The following is a 21,046-nucleotide window of genomic DNA, read 5'->3' as shown; positions in this document are numbered from 1 at the left end:
TAAAGCACGTAGTCTTCATGGATTTCTGAGTGGAATTTACGCCTCACTATGTGCATATCAATTAACCCATCAAAATAAGCCAACAATTCAAATTAAGGAATCATCGGCTTAAGCAGGATCCGGGTTAAATAGGTTGTTTGGCCATAACAGATCTACTTTTGTTCTTGTCCAGAGGACAAATACCCTTGATTTTTTACCCACGACCTGTTCTGCCTGTTTTTAAAACAACAGGCATACGCTGCCTTGAGCCATGGCTCAAAACATTCAACGCTTTATTTTCATCGGCAAAAGTCGGGCTTACTTTGAGCCGCCAGAATCAACAGGCTCAAACGCAAAAGCGGCTTTTTAGAACAGGAGATGAGTAAAAATAAAAAACAATATAAAACGCTGCGAATTTTACCTAAAATTCAAATGTAGTGCTGCTAAAAACAGCGCGAACTGGCGAACTTTAAAGCAGAAACAGCTTAGACATTAGTCTAAATCCGAGCAAAGCATACGGTTTTTAAAAAACCGCAAACATGTGTATATTGTGGGAAGCGACCGGCGCCATTTATTTGAGATTCAGGCAGTTACATGAGCACGAAAAGAAACATTTATAAAGACGTTGAACATCCTTTTGCCCAGTACGTACGTATTGTGGGAAAAGGCAAAAATGGTGCACGTTCCCTCACCTATGAAGAAGCCTATCAGGCCTTTTCCATGATCCTGAAACAGGAAGTACTCGATGTTCAGCTCGGTGCTTTTTTGATGCTGCTGCGGGTCAAGGAGGAATCGGTCGATGAACTGGCCGGCTTTGTTCAGGCCACCCGTGACCAGTTGCAGTTTAAAACTTTAGATGTAGATCTGGACTGGTCCTCCTATGCCGGGAAACGCAAACATTATCCGTGGTTTTTACTGGCCGCGCTGACTCTGGCCAAACAGGGTTTTAAAATTGTCATGCACGGCGCTGCTGGGCATACCATTAACCGGGTCTATACCGAACAGGTGCTGGAATACTTAGGCTATCCAATCTGCCAGTCAGATACGGAAGTCGAACAGCAATTACAGCAGCGTCACTTTGCCTATCTGCCTTTAGAGGTGATTTCTCCGGTACTGGCCGATTTGATTGCACTACGGAATGTAATGGGCCTGCGTTCACCTATTCATACTCTTGCCCGGCTGATTAACCCCTTTAATGCCAAAGCCACGGTACAGGCCATTTTCCATCCGGCCTATCGCAGTTCCCATCAACAGTCGGCGTTTAAACTGGGCTATCTGAACAGTGCGGTGATTAAAGGTGAAGGCGGCGAGTTTGAACGGAATCCGGATGCCAAAACCTTAATTTGTGGCATTCGTAACGGTGAGTTGTATGAACATGAATTGCCAAAGCTGACCGACAACCGCAGCCCGATTGAAGAAGAACTGGACCTGGCGGTATTTAAAGCTGTCTGGGAAGGCCAGCAATCGCATGAATATGGTGAAGTGGCGGTGGTGGAAACCATGGGCATTGCGCTGTATACCATGGGCGTCTGCGACAGTTTTGCAGCAGCCATGGACAAAGCACAACAGTTCTGGGCTGCGCGTTTAAATGCTTAAGCCACAAAACATAGCCAATAAAAAAGGTAAGCCGCGGCTTACCTTTTTTGCATGAATCTCTGCGTTAAAGTTTAAATAAACTTGATCGGCTGGAAATCTTCATTTTTGTGATGATCATCATCACATTGTTCACCTTCTTCCTTGGTGCCACGGTCGATATAACCGCTACGTTCAGTTTCCGGTAAATGCTGGATTTCCCAGGCATACACGGCCTGCATACAAATTTCGCGCTGCTCTTTGGTCAACGCCACACCATTCGGCCATTTACCAATCTCTACCGCGGTTTTTAGACGACCAACAATTTCAGGATTGAGTACGGCCAGCATCTGTTCAATATTCATCATAAATCCTGCTGTTGCAAAGAATCAAAATCTTGGTTCCAGCCGAGCTTAGTACGACATGCCATATAGAAGTCATAACCCGGTGGATGAAGTAGGTTTAACTTATAGGGATGCTTGCGGATATGCAAACTGTCCCCGACACTGAGTGAAACACTGTGCTGACCATCGGCACTGACCATTGGCAAGACACGGTTTTCACGAATCTGGATTTTAATTTCGCTTTGTCCACCCACCACAATCGGGCGTGAAGACAAGGTATGCGGATGCATCGGCACCAGCACAATCGCATCCATACTCGGATGCACAATCGGGCCACCACCAGACAAGGCATAGGCGGTAGAACCAGTAGGCGTAGATACAATTAAACCGTCACTGTGCTGACGATAAACATACTGACCATCAATATTCAGGTCAAAATCAATCATGTGTACCGATTTACCGGAATGCAGCACCACATCATTTAAAGCCACTGCTTCATAAATGACTTCACCTTTGGAGCGCACTTCCATTTCCAGCAGGAAACGGCGGTCCAGCTGAAACTCGCCTTTTAATACCTGATCCAGCTTGAAGATGACTTCCGTGGGTTTAATATCGGTCAGGAAGCCTAAACGACCACGGTTTACCCCGATGACCGGCGTATTGTATTTGACCAGCGCGCGCGCTGCATGCAGCAACGAGCCATCACCGCCGACCACAATCACCAGATCAACCACTTCGCCCAGCAAGGCGCGGCTGACGGTTTGGGTGTTCGGATAAGGGACCAGTTCTGCTGTTTCTGCATCAAATACCGGATGCAGGCCTAAATTCAGCAGATGATCATGAATTAAACTGAGCGTTTCTACGACCGAAGTTTTGCCAGGACGTCCAATCAATCCGATATTACGAAAGTTCTTGTGTGAAATTTGCACCTACGACATCGCTCCGCTACGATCCGTTGACTATAATAGCACTAACCCGAATGTTTTAAAAAAACTTTAGAAATCTGAATCCAACCGTTTTTTCTCCTCGATTGGCCGCTTCATTCACAGATTAAATATTGCAAATTATGTAAAAGCTTCGCATGATTAGCCTAATTTCTTAGGGTTTTATTGCGATTTATGAAGTCTGAACGTGGCATAGGTATTATTGCACTTCTATTTTGTATACTGGTGATTGGGGCATTTCTGGCATTAAGTATCTACCTGATTCGATTAGATAATATTGTTAGAGATAAATTTGAAGGACAGCGCTGGGACATTCCAGCCAAGGTCTTTGCTCGTCCGCTGGAAATCTATACCAATGCACCGCTCAATAAAGCCGATTTCGTGCAGGAATTAAAACTTTTAGGCTATAAAAGCGCAGAAAGCTATAACAAAACCGGCAGCTATGTCGATGCGGGTGATACCTTGTTTGTACATACCCGCGGCTTCGATTTTGGTGAAAGTGTTGAACCGGAACAGGTGCTCAAAGTCAGCTTTGCCAATAACCAGATTGCTGAAGTCAGTGCAACCAAACCATCGACTACCGGTATTGCCCGTTTAGAGCCCATGCTGATTGGCGGGATTTATCCGCAGCACAATGAAGACCGGGTGCTAATTAAACTGAACCGGGTGCCAAAACCGTTAATTGAAGCCTTAATTGCCACCGAAGACCGTAATTTCTATCTGCATCATGGGGTGTCGATTCGTGGGACTGCGCGTGCTATTGTCAGCAATATTACCGGCGGTAAGCGTCAGGGCGGTTCGACCCTGACCCAGCAACTGGTGAAAAACTTTTATCTGACCCCGGAACGTACATTAAAGCGTAAAGCCAATGAAGCACTGATGGCGATGCTAATTGAGCTGCATTATGACAAAGATGAAATTCTGGAAGCCTATTTAAATGAAGTGAACCTGGGTCAAAACGGTAACTATTCTATTAATGGTTATGGTCTGGCCTCACAGTTCTATTTTGGTCTGCCGCTGCGTGAACTGAATATTGCCCAGCAGGCTTTCCTGGTTGGTCTGGTGCAGGGACCGTCTTTATATAATCCATGGCGTAATCCGGAAGCGGCAGAAAAACGCCGTAATATTGTACTGAACAATATGCTGGTGATGGGTTATCTAACTCAGGAACAGTATGAAACCGAAACCGCGCGTCCGTTAAATGTGATTGCCAAACCGACCATGGGCCCTGCCCGCTTCCCGGATTTTCTGGACATTGTGCGCCGTCAGTTACGTGCTGAATATCAAGAAGGTGATCTGACCAATCAGGGACTACGGATTTTTACCACTTTAGACCCAATTGCACAGACCAAGGTACAAAGTGCATTTAAAGAATCAGTAAACCGTCTGGCCAATGCCAATCCGCGCCGTTTAAAAGATTTACAAGGGGCGGTGCTGGTGTCCCATCCTGAAAATGGTGAACTGGTGGCTGCAGTCGGTTCTACCCAGGACTTTACCGGCTTTAACCGTGCGCTGGATGCCAAGCGTCAGGTCGGCTCGCTCTTGAAACCGGTCATCTATTTAAGCGCACTAGAATCGGGTCGCTATAACTGGGCCAGTCCGGTACAGGATACCGAAATCAGTATTCCATCTGCCGGCAAGTCATGGACACCGCGTAATTACAGCGGCAGCGAACATGGCGTAGTCCCGATGGCGCAAGCGCTGGCCAATTCCTATAACCTGTCGGCGGTACGTTTAGGTCAGGAATTTGGTCTATCAACCTTCCGTAACCATCTGATTAAATTTGGCGTCAGCAGCGAAAATATTCCACAGTATCCGTCCATTTATCTGGGTGCAGTCGATTTATCGCCTATGCAGGTGATGAATATTTATGGCAACTTTGCCACCGGTGGGTTCCAGTATCCAACCAAAGCCATTCGCGCGGTGGTCGATTCTAATGGTCGTCTGCTCGAGCGTTATGGCCTGTCAGTACAGCAGACCATTGAACCGTCTGCGGCCTATATGCTGAATTATGGCCTGCAACAGGTAATGAGTGCAGGAACCGGACGTGCAGCCTATAACAGCCTGTCCAGCGATTTAAAACTGGCCGGTAAATCGGGCACCACCAATGATACCCGCGACTCCTGGTTTGCCGGTTATTCGGGCAACTATTTAAGTGTGGTCTGGTTAGGGCTGGATGATAACAAAGTCACCGGTTTGACAGGTTCATCGGGTGCCCTGCCGGTGTGGAGCAATGTGATGCGTCAGCTGCGCCAGAAGCCGGTAAATCTGCGCCAGCCGGACAGCGTGCAGTGGCACTGGATTGACCGTGACTCTGGTCACTTGTCGGCTCAAGGCTGTGCTGGTGCGATGTATATTCCGATTTATCGCAATCATGTGCCGCGTCAGGCCACCGCCTGTGGTTTACCGCATTATCAGGTTGAGCCGGTTTACAATCCGGATACCGAATATTACCAAGCTGTACCTGAAAGCAGTGACAGTATCGAGAATTATATCCAGGAAAGTGAAGCCGAGATGGAAAGACAACTTTCCGAAAATGATGCACGCATCATTTCAAGCGGCAGTTATACGCAATAAGTGGACCCTTAATTAAATGACCTTGAAATATCTGATCTTGGGGATGGGACTGGCTGGACTGGTGGGCTGTCAAAGCCTGCCGGAATCCAAGCCGGCACCGCAACCGGACCAAGAAAAAACGACTGAACGAAAAACCATTCGCACACCCACCGGCGTGGTGATTCATCCTTATGAACAGGAAGAAATTCAGCGCAAGAAATTACAGGTCGTGGTTCCTGAACAAAAAGTACAGCAGCGTTTTGAAGATGGCCGCTCTTTACCAGCGTTTAAGAAACTGATGCAGCAGACCCAGACGGCTTATCGTCAGGGACAATGGGCGCGTGCCGAAGCTGCCGCCTTACAGGCACAGCGTCTGGCACCGCAATCGGCTGAAACCTATATGTATTTAGGGCTGGTGGCGAACCAGAAAAAACAGCCGAAAAATGCAGAAGCCCTGGCCCGCCGTGGTCTGAGCTATGCACAAACACCGGCGATGAAACGCCAATTATGGCTGATTATTCAAAAAGCCGGCCAGCTACAAAACAATAGCCGTACCGTGCAACAGGCACAGCAAGCGCTGAAACAACTTTAGGCTGAAGCGCTATCCAACGCATCCATAAAGCGGATCCCGGCAATACCATAGGCATGGTGTTGCTGGGCCTGCGCCAAGTCCTGCCGATGCATCCCGCCTAAGGCAAACACCGGAATATCGACCTGTTTGGCCCAGTTCTGAAATTGTGCCCAGCCTAATGCCGGAGTATCCGGATGGCTGGCTGTTGGCAGCACCGGACTTAAAATTGCAGCATCACAGCCAATATTCTGCGCATGTTGTAACGATTCCAGATCATGACAGGCAGCAATATAACGCTGACCGGCCTGCAGGCTGCCCTTGTGCAATTGCAGACATTGTTGCTGCTTTAAATGGATGGCAGCGACCGAGACCTGCTGCACGCTATTCAGCTGCTTCCACAGTTCCAGATTAACAATTAATGATTTTAAACAGCCAATATTCTGCTCAGCCAGTTCAATACTGCGTTCCGGTGCCGGTGCGACACGCCAGTACAGCAGTTGCTGGGTATCCGGGGTATCCAGACAGTTTAAGTCTTCACTAATTTTGATACATTCAGGCCAGTAGAGGCGTTGCAGCATACGCTGGTTGGCTTGCGGGAAATTCAAACGAGCCAAATCCTGCCGTTTATACCAGGTCCACGGTTGCTGGATGTCTGAGAGCAACGCCGCCGGCACAAAGGCATGGAACACATGCAAATTGACAATCACATCTTCATATTCATGCCGGATAAAATCAAACTCATGCCACTGGATCAGGTCAATGCCTACTTCTTCGCGCACTTCACGGCGACAGGCCTGCACTGGCGTTTCATGCTGCTCTACCTTGCCGCCGGGAAATTCGTGCTTATTGCCCTGATGCTGTTTGGCTTCGCGCCAGCCGACCAGGACCTGGGTCTGATGCAATAAAATCCCAATTGCGATATGTAGATGTGGCTTTGACATGAAACGTCCTGTTTTTGAAATATGAGCAAGTGTAAGCAAATTTATACTTTTTATAAATTCCCCAAATCAAGCGTTGACAGATATATTTGATAATGATTATCATTTATATCGTTCAACATACACCACGGAGTCGAAGGAATGAACGCACCATTTAGCCTGTTTAGCCGTAATGCAGATCAACAGTATGCCTTACCAATGTTACATTCTAATAACCTGTTTGCTCTCGGTCGTGAAATTCGCATCATGCATGCCGGAGAAGAATACCGCCTACGCCTTACCCGTAATAATCGCCTTATTCTCACCAAATAAGAACAACATCTGAATAATAATAATCGTGGGAAGCAGCAGTATGAATCAGCGCATACTGCTTTTTAACTGCCCATGCGTATCTCAAGATTGAACTCAATGTTGTTATTTTCGATTTTGTTATTTTTGCTTCACACCGGGCAAACTCAGTTCCACCAGTAAACCGCCTAAAGCTGAACGGCTAAACTGCAATTGGCCCTGATGCAGGCTGATAATCTTTTTACAGATCGAAATACCAAGACCACTGCCTTGGGTTTGTGTGCCCAGCGCCCGATAAAAACGCTCACCCAGACGTTGTAACACCTCATCACTGATCTGTTGACCATTATTTTCAATACACAGCTGCACCTGTTCAGCATCACCATTGATACTGACCACCACCTCACCCTGTTGCGTGGCATAGCGGATGGCATTGTCGATCAGGTTACGGATACAGGTATATAGCAATTCCGGATTGGCCTGAATGATCGCCGGTTGTAGCTGCAAGCGCGGTTTAATCTGTTTTTCCAGACTAAACGGTGCCAAGGCCTCGAGCACATCCAGCACCAGCTTTTGTAAATCAACCTCGGTTATAGGCAAGTCTTGTAGATGTGCCGGGTCTAAACGCGCCAGTAATAGCAGATTCTCCAGTACCTGAGTGCCGCGGTTGACATCGCGTTGAATCTGGGCCAGATCTTCCGCTAATTGCGGTTGATCCTGATATTTGCGTTTTAACACCTGCAAACGCATTTGAATGGCAGAAAGCGGCGAACGCAGTTCATGCGAGGCGTCAGAAGTAAAACGCTGCTCGGCTTCTAAAGAATGTTCCAGCCGGCTAAGCAAACGGTTTAACTGCTGCACCATCGGCTGTAATTCCAGCAATTCTGGCTGGGTGCTTTGTACCGGACTCAGATCCTGCACATGCTTTTGCGCAATTTGCGCAGATAAGGCCTGTAAAGAGCGGAACTGTTTATGAATGGCAAAATGCACAATGCCCCATTGAATCAGCCACAGTAAAATTAAAATCGCGGCATAGCCCAGACCGGTGGCCCAGATTTCCTGAAAACGGACATTCATTTTCTGGGTCATCAATACGCTTAAGTCATCATCACTGGCCACATAAACACGCCATAAACGCTGATTCGCCCAGACAAAGGAAAATCCCTCTTCCTGCTGTGTGATCGTAGCTGGTGCTAAGGGAAAATCTTCTGTTTCGGTCAAGGTCTGCTGGCCCAGTCGCAGCTGATAATGTATCTTGAACTGTTCAGTGAGTTCATCGACCTGCTCGCCGGCGCCACTGCTAATATCCTGCAATAACAGCATATCGGCCGCTTCATCCATGATTTCATCTTGCAGCTGCATGGTCTGATAAATTGACACGGCAAACAGCAGCACCAGTGCCAGCAGGCCGGCAATCATGGAACTCAGTACCGAGGTTTTAACTAGGGTTTTCTGTAAAGAAACCGCACCCGTTTGCTTCATTTACGCCTGTTCCTGCTGCATGCGATAGCCCAAACCGCGAATGGTTTTAATTAAATGGCTGCCAATTTTTTTACGCAGCTGATAAATAAACACTTCAATGGCATTGCTTTCAATTTCATCACCCCAGGCATACAGCGATTCTTCCAGCTGTTCCCGGGTTACGATATGCTCGGGCTTTTGCATTAATTTATACAGAATCTGGAATTCCTTGGCGGTTAAATTCACCGCGTGGCCATCTTGGGTTAAGGTTTTGGCTTGAGTATCTAACAGCAAATTGGCAAAACGGATCTGATGATCGGGCTGGGTCTGCCGGGTACGTAACTGGCTGCGCACCCGTGCTGACAGTTCTTCCAGACTAAAAGGCTTGACCAGATAGTCATTGGCGCCTAAATCCAGTCCATCGACCCGGTCCTGAATGCTGTCTTTGGCGGTAATAAAAATCACCGGGGTATCCAACTGTTTGCGGCGCAAAGCGGTCAGAATTTCATCGCCGGTATTGCCCGGCAGGCCACGATCCAGCAGCACACAATCATAGTGATGCTGCTCAATGGCCAAAATGGCATGATTGCCACGCTCGACCCAATCGACGTTATAACCGTCCATTTCCAGCCAGGTTTTAATACTTTCTGCCTGAGAGGCGTCATCTTCTGCCAGTAAAATACGCATTGGTTCTACTCTAGCCTTTTTTACATCATGCCTGATTTTTCACAAGATTCAAAAAAACCACATGCATGGAGCATGTGGTTTTGCGTGGAGCTGCAATCAATCTGATTAAAAGGTCGGCTTAGAAACGAACCTGCTCGACATCAATTTCAACACGTTTAGATGGTTTATAATCGATGTCCACTTCACCGGTAATCACCACTGGAGTTTTGGCAGAAATCGCTTTACCATTCCACAGGTCATCATCAATATCTACTGTGATGGTGCCAGTGCTGTCGCGGAACTGGTATTTTTCATCACCAATGGCTTTTACGATATAACCTTTCAGCTGAACATTGCTGTCATCTTTCATGGTTAACGCCTGTTTCACCGTGGTTGCTTGCGCCAGTGCAGACTGGTTCACTGCGGTATCTGCAACAGCAAATGTAGTTGCACCCACTAGACCTGCAGTTAAAAGTGCTTTTGAAAATAGGTTCATCTGTCTTTCCTCATTCAGTGTTGTTCGTTTCGATGTAGTCATTAAAACAAAGCAAGATGAGCTGAATCTTAAGATTTCCTCATATTCAAAAATTTTTCACTTTTTTGGGTTTTAGTTTAACGGCACCACCCGCAGTACTTCTTCCAAGGTGGTAATACCGGCCATGACTTTACGCGCCCCGGCAATCCGTAGTGGCTCGATGCCTTCTTTCTTGGCCTGCTGGCGTAACTGGGTCAGATCGGCATTGGCACCAATCAGCTGTTTGGTGTCCAGACTCAGCGGCATAAACTCATAAATCCCGATCCGGCCTTTATAACCGGTCTGACGGCAGGCTTCACAGCCCACCGGCTTATAGACTTTTTCCGGCATCTCCATGACATAGTCAAATGTCAGATGTTCCCATTCATTGGCATTAATTATGCCTTCCTGTTTGCAATGCGGACACAGCTTGCGCACCAGACGCTGCGCCAATACCCCCAGAATGGTGGCCGCAGTTAAAAAAGGCTGCACACCTAAATCATGCAAACGGGTCAGACTGGACGGCGCATCATTGGTATGCAAGGTCGATAACACCAGGTGACCGGTTAATGCCGCCTGAATGGCCATATTGGCCGTATCCTGATCACGAATCTCCCCGACCATAATAATATCCGGGTCCTGACGCATCAGCGCGCGCACGCCATCGGCAAAGCCCAGCTCAATGCCCTGATTGACCTGCATCTGGTTAAAGCTCGGCTCAATCATTTCAATCGGGTCTTCAATGGTACAGACATTGACTTCATCGGTGGCCAGCTGCTTCAGTGATGAATACAGTGTGGTGGTTTTACCGGAGCCGGTCGGCCCGGTGACTAGAATAATACCGTGACTATGACTGGTCAGACTTTGCCAGCCCTGTAACAGACGTTCTTCAAAACCGAGCTGCTGGAAGCTGCGTACCAGCACTTCCGGGTCAAAAATACGCATCACCAATTTTTCACCAAAAGCCGTCGGTAAGGTTGATAAACGTAATTCGGTTTCCTGACCTTTGGGAGTACGGGTTTTTAAACGACCATCTTGGGGTTTGCGTTTTTCTGCCACATTCATGCGGCCGAGAATTTTAATCCGTGAAATGACCGCAGTTAAGGTATTGGCCGGCATGTTATAAATGGTATGCAGCACGCCATCAATCCGGAAACGGATTTTCCCCTTGTCTTTACGTGGCTCCAGATGAATATCACTGGCACCCTGTTCAAAGGCAAACTGCAGCACCCAGTCCACCAGTTTAACAATATGCTGGTCATTGGCATCGGGGTTTTGGGTATCGCCCAGCTGTAATAAGGCTTCGACGCCTTTATTTTCACGGTCATGTGCTGCGGCTTTTTGTGAACCGCTGACCGCACGACTGACCTGATAATACTCCACCAGATAACGCTGTAACTGTTCTGGGCTCAGCAGCACGCGCTGGATTTTGCGCGGCAATAAACTGTGTTCTAAATTAGCGACCCAATCGGTCATAAACGGCTGATCGGTGGCAATGAACACCGTATCGGGCTGAATCTCTACCGCCAGAATTTTATTGCGCAGGGCAAATTCCTGGGACATCACCGCGGTTAAAGCGGCCACATCGGCCTTTAACGGATCAATCACATAAAAAGGCAGCTCGGTCTTTTCTGCCAGCCACTGACATAAACGGTTCAGTGTCAATGTGGTTTGGGGATGTTGCTGATCGGTCAGGTTAAAATGCGCAATCCATTGCAACGGATGCAATTTCAGCTGCTCACGCTGGCGATGCGTGGTCTGTACCAGCATTTTATCGCGTTCGCTGATCCGGCCATCTTTTAATAATTGCTCTAAACACCAGGTGGTATCAATTTCAAAATTAAAATTCATTGTTTTTGTTCCCCCAACATCAGCACACTATAGCAGAGTTTATTTTTCCCGCCTGCCTTTGCCACTGGAAAATCTGATGCAGATACGCATCAAGCGCAGCTCCTGCAAATTAAACATACAGTTCCGCATAGCAATCTTCACAGAATCAATTATATGATGGAGACGTCGCCCCACTGCCGCGGGATATAAAGATGGAATTTTTAACTGCCCCTTCAATCTTGAGTACCTCTTTTCAGGAGCTGATGACTATGCTTGCAGCCGCACTTGGCTGTGGCCTGTTAATTGGTCTGGAACGTGAACGCAGCAAGCACAATGAAGCCAACCATCATTTTGCCGGGGTGCGCACCTTTGCCGTGTGTGCCTTGCTCGGTGCGATCTGCTTTTTGCTAGGGCCAGTTTTTGGTATTGTCGGGGCCGTGATTATTGGCGGAGTTGGGCTGTTTTCGCTTAAAAATCAGGTTGAAGACCCGGGTGCGACCACCGAATTGGCCTTTATCATGACCTATTTTATTGGGGCGATTTGTCTGTGGAATATTCCTCTGGCTGCAGGACTAGCAGTTCTGATCACGATAATTTTAATGGCCAAACACTCTATGCATAATATTGCCGGACAGTGGATTACTGAGGCTGAATTTAGGGATGGATTACTATTATTAGCCTTGATTCTGATTGGTTTACCGCTAACCCCTGACCGGCCTTTATGGGGTGAAGTGCTGAACCCTTATCTGATTTTAAAATTAGTAACTCTGATTCTGGTAGTTCAAGCTTTGGCACATATCGCTAAACGTTTCTTCTCGACTAAAAATGCCTTGATATTGTCTTCAATTGCCTCGGGTTTTGTTTCCAGTACAGCCACTATTGCTCAATTAGGGATACAGGTGCGCAAAGGTGAAATGGATGCAAAATCCAATGCTGGTGCTGCCCTGATGTCCTGCATTTCGACATTAGTTCTATTGTTTATTGTAGTGGGAGGCGTTTCCTGGGATTGGCTAAAAATTCTGCTCCTACCTTCATTGGTGGCTATGCTTATTCTGGCTGCATGTGCATTTGTATTATTACATAAAGCTGAACCTGCTAAAAATCAGGAGTCTCCAGAATCTTCTGATAGTAAAATGTTTAGTCTCAAAGAAGCTGTGATTATCGCTGCTGCATTAACCCTGATTCAGGCTGGAGTTTACGGTCTGGAAATATTACTGGGCAATGCTGGTCTTCTTGCTGGTACTTTATTTGCATCCTTATTTGAAATTCATGCCGCAATGGCAAGCGTGGTCATTCAAGGAGATCCATCCAATACCCGGCTGATCTATGCCCTGCTTTTGGGGCTGGGCGCACATGCTGTAGCCAAGTCAGTCAATGCTGCTGTAACAGGTGGTTTCAAATTTTCCCTGTACTTTGCGCCAGTACAGATTTTGCATATGGCGGTGTTGATTGGTATTTTGTGGTGGATGGTATTTTGATTGTTAAGTATATTTAAATAGTTAATTTTTATATATTTTGCAAATTTAATTTTTATATTTATTCGCTATAATTAGTCTGCTTTATTTTAAAAAACAATTTTATTACTACGATTTTTTATAGGGATTTTTATGAAATTTAAGAATTTATCACTCGCAATTTTTAGTGCATTCATGCTAAGTGCTTGTGGTGGGGGCTCCTCTTCTTCTGATTCAAACCCTGGAACTGGAACTGGAACTGGAACTGGAACTGGAACTGGAACTGGAACTGGAACTGGAACTGGAACTGGAACTGGAACTGGAAATACTACCCTTACAAAACCTGACTTCCAACAATGGTCATCATTCTATATTGATGAATATTCCGACTCGGATCTAAATTATGAAATTGAACAGCTAACCTTTGATCAAGGGAATGTCTATATTAAAGTTGATGAGACAACAGGCTGGGATGAAAGTGAAACTTTCTATCTAACTGAAAATGGATTATATGATCACGGTTCTACACATGCGACCTATGGCAAATTGCAAGGGACTATTACGGCTAATGCAACCACTTGGAAGCAAGTTCCATATTCTCCAATTAATTCCACAGGATTAAGCAGTACACTTACATTCAAGGTCTTTGATATTAGTGGTAAAAATATTGCTCAAATCCTCAGTCCAGAGCATTATATCAATTTAAAATATAATTTACTCGATACCTACCCTATGGGAGAAAAAGGGGAAGATTTTTATCGAGCACTTTCTAATTCAACCTTCCCTACCGGATCTACTTGTATTCAATTCCAAACTATTGATAACTCACAAAAATATATTGAGTTATATAAATATTCACTTGAAGATTATGTACAAGATTATTTGAAACTTGAATGGGCTGATATTTCAAAAGACAATAAATATGCCAAACATACTTTTAAGGATGCTATAGCATATCTAGATCTTAGAGAAGATCAGCAATGGGGATTAGCTGAATATAAGAGCAAATATTATGAAGTTGATTATCATCCAGCTGGAGAAGAATACAATATCAAAAATATTTTAACTGCATCTAAAGCACTGGTTAATTCAGCATCTGCTCAGGACAAACCAGCTCTACAGGAATATGCAACTTTACAAGAAAATGCATGCACTTTATTTAATAATACTGCATCTGAAGAATTAAGAAAGCAAATTAAAAAATACTCGTAACAACTTGATATAAAGTACTTCGAGTGCTGTATCTTAATATTAAATAGGAACTCCAATTTAGTTGAGGTTCCTATTTTTAAATCAGTATTTCATTTTAAAAATTCAAAAAATTAACTGATCGACTACGATATCAGCTAAAGTAACTTTAAATTTCACATCCAAGTCCGCAAACTTCATTCCATAAACCCGGTTCTCATCATCCTGATATGCCGGCCTAGGATCGAGAGATAAAACGGCTTCAAGTTCTTCTAGCAATTGAGCAGATATTTTTCCTTTTTCTAATAATAATTTTTTTTGCTGTTCAGCGTCCTTACTCCAAATCACGGGCTTACGTGATGGTTCGTCCTGAGCATAACCGCTTTGCGCATCAATCACTGAATCCGAATATTGAATATAAGGTTTAATATCTACAATCGGAGTACCATCTAATAAATCACTGCCATTCACATATACACGTATCGATTTCCCTACTTTTCTAACTTCTTTAAGCTTTACCACAGATAAACCAATGGGTGCAGGACGGTACATACTACGTGTCGCAAACACCCCGATTTTCTGGTTTCCGCCTAAACGGGGTGGACGAACCTGCGGACGAAATTGCTGGCTCCGCTGATTTTTATTGTCATGAAACTGCCAGACTAACCAGAGATGACTAAACTCTTCGATGCCTTCAAATGCGAGTAAATCATTATATGGACCGGTCATTTCAATATAGCTTTCAACCTGTACCAAATTAGGCTGACGCGGGATGCCAAACTTTTCTTTATAGGGAGAATGCATATAGCCAATAATCGGCAGAGTGAGTTCGGTCATAATCACTTTTTTTGATAAGCTCAATTAAATATATTCAGTTTATCGAGTATGAATTTAGATTAGAATAGCAACCTGTTCTAATTTGATAATTTATTGAGACCTTTAATGGCTGCTTTTAACGTCGAAAAGATTACTCACGTCCACCACTGGAATGACACTTTATTCTCTTTTAAAACGACTCGTGACACTGCACTGCGTTTTAAAAACGGTCAATTTGTAATGATCGGTCTTGAAGTGAATGGTAAGCCTTTGATGCGTGCATATTCGATTGCAAGTGCCAACTATGAAGAAGAGCTGGAATTCTTCTCGATTAAAGTGCCAGATGGTCCATTAACCTCGATTTTGCAAAAAGTTAAAGTGGGCGATGAACTGCTGGTTTCTCGCAAACCAACCGGAACTCTGGTACTCGATGACTTAAATCCGGGTAAAAACTTATACCTGCTGTCTTCAGGTACCGGTCTTGCACCGTTCCTGTCGGTGATTCGTGATCCGGAAACCTATGAACGTTTTGAAAAAATCATTGTTGTTCATGGTACACGTTATATTTCTGAACTGGCGTATCAGGACCTGATTCTGAACGAAATTCCAAACCACGAATTCTTCTCGGAACTGGGCGCGAAAGAAAAACTGGTTTATTATCCAACGGTAACACGTGAAGATTTCCATACTCAAGGTCGTGTCACCACTGCAATTGAATCTGGTCAATTGTTCGAGAAAATCGGTTTACCACGTTTTAACCCGGAAACTGACCGCGCGATGCTGTGTGGTAGCCCAGCCTTCCTGGATGATGTTGCTGCGCTGCTTGATCAACACGGCTTAAAAGAATCACCACGTATGGGCGTTTTAGGCGATTACGTGATTGAACGTGCATTCGTGGAAAAATAAGCTTTTCCATAGCAAAAAAACCGGTCAGATTGACCGGTTTTTTATTTCTCTAATTTAGCGAGTGCTACGCCCTTCCTGATTAGCATGCCCTTCACAGTGAGCACCACCGCCAATAACAAAACCTGTTTGTGCTTCACATGAACCGATCATACGGCCATTTGAATCATAGGTCGTCACTTTTGAGGCACAACCTGTCATTAAAATAGCAGCAGTTAGCGTGATTAAATTAAAAAATTTCATGATATTACCCCTCTAAAAAAATTAATCGTGTTGCAATGTAATCTGGTTGGACTTCGGCACAGACGGTAATAGACCGGTGTGTTCATCAATTTTGGAATAATCTACGCCCTGTAAATTTGCCCCACCATAACAAACGGCTTTTGCACCTAAAATAAAACCTTGTGTCGCCACACAGGAACCGATCAAATTTCCTGCGGTATCATAGGTCATAACTTTAGAACTACATCCCGCCAATGCCACGAGGCTGACGATAGAAAACAATTTAATTAGTTTCATTAAACCCTCAATTCACAAATACTAAAAACCCAGTAAATAATTTGAATTATCTTTTAAATACATAAATTTATGCTTTATTCTAATAATATGTTAACTTTTGTAAATAGCTTTTTGCATCAAGATGAAATTTTCTTTTTTGAATAAAAATCTGTCATGGATCAACAAAAAAGCGATCAACGCCTAAAATTACTCGCGTTGATCGCTTCAGTTATACTCCTATTAAGCGGAGGTGGTCGCACTCATCTGTCTCTCCGCCCAGGCTTTTTTAATCACCTGATAGCCCGCAGTTAAACCCAGCCCCGCCATAATTACCGCGACAATAATATCCGGCAATAAACTGCCCGTTCCAAATACACCGACCGCAGCCAGAATCACCGCGACATTGCCAATTGCATCATTACGGCTACACAGCCAGACCGATTTCATGTTGGAATCGCCATCACGAAAGCGATACAGAATCACGGCTGCCACTACATTGGCCACCAAGGCCAATCCACCAATTACCCCCATGGTAATCGCTTCCGGGGGAATACCCTGCATATAGTTATAGACCGTTTTGGCCAACACCAGACAGCCAAACGTGGCCATGGTAATGCCTTTTAATAAAGCCACGGTAGCACGCCAGTACAGACTCATCCCCAGCACAGCCAGTGAAATGGCATAGTTGGCGGCATCACCAAAGAAATCCAGCGCATCGGCCCAGAGTGCTGCCGAATGGGCATACATCCCGCCAAACAGTTCCACCACGAACATCAGCAAATTAATAATCAGGGCAATCCAGAGTGCGGTACGAAAACGGCCATCGGGTTTGACCGGTGCAGGCTGACATTGACAGGCCATAAAGCCTCCTGTTGCATTTTTCTATGACTGTATTATGCTCATTAGAAACTATGGTCTAACTCCAAGGTCAAGTCATGGCACATTATCTGATTCGGGATTTGGTCAAAAAAACCGGTCTGAGTGCAGACACGGTGCGTTTTTATGAAAAGAAAGCGCTCATCCAACCCACCTTAAGGGCCGAAAATAATTATCGTTATTATGATGATGACACCTTAAAACGGCTAATTTTTATTAAACGTTGCCGCGCACTGGATTTATCCTTAAAAGAAATTGAAACCCTAATTGCACTGGAACAGCAGCCCGATCAGGACTGTCAGGCGGTAAATGAACTGCTTGATCATCATTTAGTACAAATCGAAAGCAAAATTGCTGAGTTACAGCATTTTCAGCTGCAACTGCAGCAATTACGGCAATCTTGCAATGCCCGAACCACCATCGACCATTGCCAAATTTTAAAACAGCTAGAGGCGGATGAAACGCCTAAATCGACTTCTGATTAACCCGTTTCGACAGTTCCGCAGCCGATTCCTTACGCTCGGAATAACGGTTGGTCAGATAGCTGGCCTGCCCGCGGGTCAATAAAGTGAACTTATACAGCTCTTCCATGACATCGACAATCCGGTCATATAAGGAAGAGGCTTGCATACGTCCGGCTTCATCAAACTCCAAAAAGGCTTTCGGAATCGAGGACTGGTTCGGGATGGTGATCATCCGCATCCAGCGCCCTAAAATACGCATCTGATTCACCGCATTAAAGGATTGCGAACCACCACTGACCTGCATCAGCGCCAGAGTTTTACCTTGGGTCGCACGAATGGCACCGGCAGCCAGAGGAATCCAGTCAATCTGTGCTTTCAAAATAGAACTCATGGCACCATGACGTTCCGGGCTGCACCAGACCATGCCTTCTGCCCAGGCCAGCAATTCATGCAATTCCTGAACTTTAGGATGTGAAGCATCGCCATCTTCCGGCAATGGTAAACCTTTGGGATGGAAAATTTTAACTTCGGCACCGAAGTGCTCCAGAATCCGGCCGGCTTCCATCACCGCCAAACGGCTATAGGAACGTTCGCGGTTTGAACCATACAGCAATAAAATTCGCGGCGGATGCGGCAATGCTCTGGCCTGAACCTGCTCAAAACTCGGCTGTTCAATTAAGTCTACATCAAGATTGGGAAGTGACATCATCCACCTGTTCCATCATAAAATTTACGTTTCAGCCACAGCGAGACACTCACTAGGGCAATTAACACCGGCACTTCCACCAGCGGGCCAATAATGGTGGTAAATGCCACCGGTGAGGCCAGACCAAAGGTTGCAATTGCCACCGCCAAAGCCAGTTCAAAATTATTGCCGGCCGCGGTAAAAGAAATGGCTGTGGTACGCGGATAGTCATTGCCCATCCACTTGCTCATCAAGAAGCTGACAAAGAACATCAATACAAAATAGATGGTCAATGGAATGGCGATGCGCAGTACATCCATAGGTAACCCAACCACATCGGCCCCTTTCAGGCTAAACATGGCGACAATGGTAAACAGCAGCGCCAGCAGGCTAAGTGGACTGATTTTGGGAATAAAACGCTGCTGATACCAGTCCAGTCCTTTGTTTTTCACCAGAATCAGCCGGGTCAGAAAGCCCAGCAAAAACGGAATGCCCAGATAGACCAATACCGCATGGGTAATGGTCCAGAAACTGACATCAATCACCTGACCGGCCACACCAAAATAAGGCGGTAACACACTTAAGAACAACCAGGCATAGGTACTGAAAAACAGAATCTGGAAAATACTGTTAAAGGCCACCAAGGCAGCGACATACTGGTTATCACCACAGGCCAGATCATTCCAGACCAGTACCATGGCAATACAGCGTGCCAGTCCAATCAAGATCAGGCCGGTCATATATTCCGGATAATGCTGCAGGAAAATCAATGCCAGTGCGAACATCAAACACGGTGCAATCAGCCAGTTTTGTACCAGCGACAACAGCAGCGTGCGTTTATCCTGAAAAATCTGCGGTAAAGCGGCATAGTCCACTTTGGCCAGCGGTGGATACATCATCAGAATCAGGCCAATAGCAATCGGTAAATTGACATTGCCCATACTCATCTGGTCCAGACTGCTCGACACCTGCGGGAAATACAGCCCAATGCCAATCCCGAGCGCCATGGCAATAAAAATCCACAGCGTCAGGTTGCGGTCTAAAAAGGAAAGTTTACGGGTGCTGGCCATGACTTACTCGATATGGGAAATGTTGTTGATGGCTGCAATCAGTTCGGGACGGGTCATCTGCTCAGGCTGTAACGCAAACAGTGCATCCAGACGCTTGTTGATATGCGCGACTGTTTCTAAAAAGGCCTGCAACTTGGCCGCTTCCGGCAAATCCAGATGCGATGGATCGGCAAGTCCCCAATGCGCTTTAATCGCGCCGCCCAAATACAAAGGACAGGCTTCTTGGGCAGCCGCATCACATACGGTAATCACCACATCGGGCTGATACTGCTCACAGTCATCAATACTTTTACTGGAGAGCCCTTCAGTCGACAGGCCCAGATTTTCCAGCGTCTTTAACGTCAGTGGATGGACACGACCGGTCGGTTTGCTGCCGGCGCTATAGGCTGTCCAGCCTTCTGGAGCACGACTGTTAAATAACACTTCAGATAAAATGCTGCGGCAGCTATTTCCGGTACATAAAAAGAGGAATTTCATGGTTTTACTCACAATAACTTGAAAGCGTTGCTGTCAGCGAATTCATCGGACTGACATCTTGCTCCGCGATAATATTCAGCACACCCACTGCCCACTCGGGTAAATCTGGATTCAGGCGGTAATACACCCACTGCCCCTGACGCTGGTCCAGTAAAACCGATAAATTTCTCAGCAAAGCCAAATGACGGGAAATTTTAGGTTGGCTTAAATTTAATGCCTCGGTCAGCTCGCAGACACAAATATTCTGTTTGGCCAGCACCAGTTTCAAAATATCCAGACGGGTCGGATCGGACAGGCATTTAAAAAAATCAGTTTGATTCATACAGCTTCCCCATATTTATACTTGCGAATATACGCATATCCATATATAAAAGCAATATTCCTCTTTTACCTGAGTTTTAGCATCATGGCAGCTCCAATTAAAATCTTTCACAATCCTGACTGCGGCACTTCGCGCAACACTTTGGCCTTAATCCGTAATACTGGACAAGAACCTGAAATTATTGAATATTTAAAAAATCCACCAACAGCCGAAGTGCTGGCTGACATGATTCAGCAGGCCGGTTTAAGCGTACGCGAGGCGATCCGTCAAAATGTAACGCCGTATGAAACCCTGCAACTGGCCGAGCGTGACCTGAGCGATGCAGAACTGATTGCCCTGATGGTACAACATCCACTGCTGATTAACCGTCCTTTTGTGGTGACTGAACGCGGCGTTAAACTGTGCCGACCTTCTGAACTGGTGCTGGATTTATTGACCCAGCCGCAGCTCAAGGCCTTTCGTAAAGAAGATGGTGAACTGGTGATTGATGAACACGGTCAGCGTGTCAATTAACCGTTTTTCCTCTCGCCTGCTGCCGCTCATCTCTCAGCGCTAGCAGGCTGAGTGCCTGATAATCCCGAGTTTTTTACTAGGTTGAATCGAAAAATTTTATCCCTACAATAAAGCCAC

Annotated in this window: 24 protein-coding genes and 1 pseudogene; 10 read left to right on the top strand and 15 right to left on the bottom strand. The window is 45.7% G+C overall.

The genetic code is table 11. The features are described 5' to 3' along the window. Window positions 1-112 (top strand): annotated as a pseudogene (locus FTT68_RS04345) (IS982 family transposase); the annotation flags it as partial. Window positions 113-573: 461 nt separating this feature from the next. Continuing rightward, window positions 574-1,575, top strand: coding sequence for a glycosyl transferase family protein (locus FTT68_RS04340; RefSeq protein ID WP_075166941.1), 1,002 nt, complete (start codon window positions 574-576; stop codon window positions 1,573-1,575). 71 nt (window positions 1,576-1,646) lie between these two features. On the opposite strand, the gene FTT68_RS04335 is transcribed toward FTT68_RS04340, so the two are convergent. Both FTT68_RS04335 and FTT68_RS04330 read right to left on the bottom strand, forming a co-directional pair. Beyond that, window positions 1,647-1,916, bottom strand: a complete 270-nt coding sequence (locus FTT68_RS04335) for a YeaC family protein (protein ID WP_005179016.1) — start codon at window positions 1,914-1,916, stop codon at window positions 1,647-1,649. Next, a complete protein-coding gene (locus FTT68_RS04330; RefSeq protein ID WP_005179018.1) occupies window positions 1,916-2,824 on the bottom strand; it encodes an NAD(+) kinase in 909 nt (302 codons plus the stop codon). Before FTT68_RS04330 ends, FTT68_RS04335 begins: the two co-directional genes overlap by 1 nt. Window positions 2,825-3,013: 189 nt before the next feature. Between FTT68_RS04330 and mrcB the strand changes: the two genes are divergently transcribed. Further along, window positions 3,014-5,416: a penicillin-binding protein 1B gene (gene mrcB / locus FTT68_RS04325; RefSeq protein ID WP_104472396.1), complete on the top strand. Its 2,403-nt coding sequence runs from the start codon at window positions 3,014-3,016 to the stop codon at window positions 5,414-5,416. A 16-nt stretch (window positions 5,417-5,432) separates the two neighbouring features. After that, window positions 5,433-5,987, top strand: coding sequence for a hypothetical protein (locus FTT68_RS04320; RefSeq protein WP_104470304.1), 555 nt, complete (start codon window positions 5,433-5,435; stop codon window positions 5,985-5,987). On the opposite strand, the gene FTT68_RS04315 is transcribed toward FTT68_RS04320, so the two are convergent. Then, on the bottom strand, window positions 5,984-6,907 hold the full coding sequence (locus FTT68_RS04315; RefSeq protein WP_005179031.1) for a thiamine phosphate synthase: 924 nt from the start codon (window positions 6,905-6,907) through the stop codon (window positions 5,984-5,986). The genes FTT68_RS04320 and FTT68_RS04315 overlap by 4 nt on opposite strands. A gap of 138 nt (window positions 6,908-7,045) precedes the next feature. Here FTT68_RS04315 and hemP point away from each other — a divergent pair, with 138 nt between their 5' ends. Then, window positions 7,046-7,216, top strand: coding sequence for a hemin uptake protein HemP (gene hemP / locus FTT68_RS04310; protein WP_005179034.1), 171 nt, complete (start codon window positions 7,046-7,048; stop codon window positions 7,214-7,216). A 117-nt stretch (window positions 7,217-7,333) separates the two neighbouring features. Here the strand turns inward: hemP and FTT68_RS04305 are convergent, their stop codons facing one another. The 4 genes from FTT68_RS04305 to FTT68_RS04290 all read right to left on the bottom strand — a co-directional run bounded on the left by FTT68_RS04305 (window position 7,334) and on the right by FTT68_RS04290 (window position 11,684). Then, on the bottom strand, window positions 7,334-8,674 hold the full coding sequence (locus FTT68_RS04305; RefSeq protein ID WP_160241173.1) for a HAMP domain-containing sensor histidine kinase: 1,341 nt from the start codon (window positions 8,672-8,674) through the stop codon (window positions 7,334-7,336). After that, on the bottom strand, window positions 8,675-9,340 hold the full coding sequence (locus tag FTT68_RS04300; protein WP_016659177.1) for a response regulator transcription factor: 666 nt from the start codon (window positions 9,338-9,340) through the stop codon (window positions 8,675-8,677). It abuts the gene before it with no gap. A gap of 118 nt (window positions 9,341-9,458) precedes the next feature. Then, on the bottom strand, window positions 9,459-9,815 hold the full coding sequence (locus tag FTT68_RS04295) for a NirD/YgiW/YdeI family stress tolerance protein (protein WP_005179042.1): 357 nt from the start codon (window positions 9,813-9,815) through the stop codon (window positions 9,459-9,461). A 111-nt stretch (window positions 9,816-9,926) separates the two neighbouring features. After that, window positions 9,927-11,684: a GspE/PulE family protein gene (locus FTT68_RS04290; RefSeq protein ID WP_180056541.1), complete on the bottom strand. Its 1,758-nt coding sequence runs from the start codon at window positions 11,682-11,684 to the stop codon at window positions 9,927-9,929. A 191-nt stretch (window positions 11,685-11,875) separates the two neighbouring features. On the opposite strand from FTT68_RS04290, the gene FTT68_RS04285 reads away from it, so the two are divergent. Together FTT68_RS04285 and FTT68_RS04280 are read left to right on the top strand one after the other, a co-directional pair. Next, complete coding sequence (locus FTT68_RS04285) at window positions 11,876-13,141, top strand: MgtC/SapB family protein (protein WP_168414883.1); 1,266 nt, start codon at window positions 11,876-11,878, stop codon at window positions 13,139-13,141. 129 nt (window positions 13,142-13,270) lie between these two features. Next, window positions 13,271-14,329 carry a hypothetical protein gene (locus FTT68_RS04280; RefSeq protein WP_180175220.1) on the top strand — a complete coding sequence of 353 codons (1,059 nt, stop codon included), beginning with the start codon at window positions 13,271-13,273 and terminating at the stop codon, window positions 14,327-14,329. A 102-nt stretch (window positions 14,330-14,431) separates the two neighbouring features. On the opposite strand, the gene tsaA is transcribed toward FTT68_RS04280, so the two are convergent. Then, window positions 14,432-15,142, bottom strand: coding sequence for a tRNA (N6-threonylcarbamoyladenosine(37)-N6)-methyltransferase TrmO (gene tsaA, locus FTT68_RS04275; protein WP_168397853.1), 711 nt, complete (start codon window positions 15,140-15,142; stop codon window positions 14,432-14,434). Between the two features lie 105 nt (window positions 15,143-15,247). Here tsaA and FTT68_RS04270 point away from each other — a divergent pair, with 105 nt between their 5' ends. After that, window positions 15,248-16,027, top strand: coding sequence for a ferredoxin--NADP reductase (locus FTT68_RS04270; RefSeq protein ID WP_005179053.1), 780 nt, complete (start codon window positions 15,248-15,250; stop codon window positions 16,025-16,027). A 54-nt stretch (window positions 16,028-16,081) separates the two neighbouring features. On the opposite strand, the gene FTT68_RS04265 is transcribed toward FTT68_RS04270, so the two are convergent. The 3 genes from FTT68_RS04265 to FTT68_RS04255 form a co-directional block, all read right to left on the bottom strand. Continuing rightward, entirely contained in the window at window positions 16,082-16,267 is a 186-nt protein-coding gene (locus FTT68_RS04265) for a hypothetical protein (protein WP_016659181.1), read from the bottom strand. Window positions 16,268-16,288: 21 nt separating this feature from the next. Continuing rightward, window positions 16,289-16,543 carry a hypothetical protein gene (locus FTT68_RS04260; RefSeq protein WP_016659182.1) on the bottom strand — a complete coding sequence of 85 codons (255 nt, stop codon included), beginning with the start codon at window positions 16,541-16,543 and terminating at the stop codon, window positions 16,289-16,291. 219 nt (window positions 16,544-16,762) lie between these two features. Continuing rightward, window positions 16,763-17,383, bottom strand: a complete 621-nt coding sequence (locus tag FTT68_RS04255; protein WP_016659183.1) for a cation transporter — start codon at window positions 17,381-17,383, stop codon at window positions 16,763-16,765. Window positions 17,384-17,457: 74 nt separating this feature from the next. Between FTT68_RS04255 and FTT68_RS04250 the strand changes: the two genes are divergently transcribed. Next, on the top strand, window positions 17,458-17,883 hold the full coding sequence (locus tag FTT68_RS04250) for a MerR family DNA-binding protein (protein ID WP_005179057.1): 426 nt from the start codon (window positions 17,458-17,460) through the stop codon (window positions 17,881-17,883). On the opposite strand, the gene arsH is transcribed toward FTT68_RS04250, so the two are convergent. The 4 genes from arsH to FTT68_RS04230 are packed head-to-tail and all read right to left on the bottom strand — an operon-like array spanning window position 17,864 to window position 20,416. Further along, on the bottom strand, window positions 17,864-18,568 hold the full coding sequence (arsH, locus tag FTT68_RS04245) for an arsenical resistance protein ArsH (protein ID WP_034598177.1): 705 nt from the start codon (window positions 18,566-18,568) through the stop codon (window positions 17,864-17,866). The two genes, FTT68_RS04250 and arsH, sit on opposite strands and share 20 nt — an antisense overlap. Then, window positions 18,568-19,617 (bottom strand): ACR3 family arsenite efflux transporter, encoded by a 1,050-nt coding sequence (gene arsB / locus FTT68_RS04240; protein WP_168397851.1) that lies wholly within the window; start codon window positions 19,615-19,617, stop codon window positions 18,568-18,570. The genes arsH and arsB overlap by 1 nt, the downstream gene beginning before the upstream one ends. Before the next feature lie 3 nt (window positions 19,618-19,620). Continuing rightward, complete coding sequence (locus FTT68_RS04235; RefSeq protein WP_016659186.1) at window positions 19,621-20,094, bottom strand: arsenate reductase ArsC; 474 nt, start codon at window positions 20,092-20,094, stop codon at window positions 19,621-19,623. 4 nt (window positions 20,095-20,098) lie between these two features. Further along, window positions 20,099-20,416 (bottom strand): metalloregulator ArsR/SmtB family transcription factor, encoded by a 318-nt coding sequence (locus FTT68_RS04230; protein ID WP_180056539.1) that lies wholly within the window; start codon window positions 20,414-20,416, stop codon window positions 20,099-20,101. 84 nt (window positions 20,417-20,500) lie between these two features. Here FTT68_RS04230 and arsC point away from each other — a divergent pair, with 84 nt between their 5' ends. Beyond that, window positions 20,501-20,929: an arsenate reductase (glutaredoxin) gene (arsC, locus tag FTT68_RS04225; RefSeq protein WP_075166952.1), complete on the top strand. Its 429-nt coding sequence runs from the start codon at window positions 20,501-20,503 to the stop codon at window positions 20,927-20,929. Window positions 20,930-21,046 lie beyond the last annotated feature (117 nt).

It is taken from the genome of Acinetobacter sp. Q85-2, assembly GCF_013420555.1.
Taxonomy (GTDB): domain Bacteria; phylum Pseudomonadota; class Gammaproteobacteria; order Pseudomonadales; family Moraxellaceae; genus Acinetobacter; species Acinetobacter indicus.
This window is presented reverse-complemented; position numbering and strand designations above follow the sequence as displayed.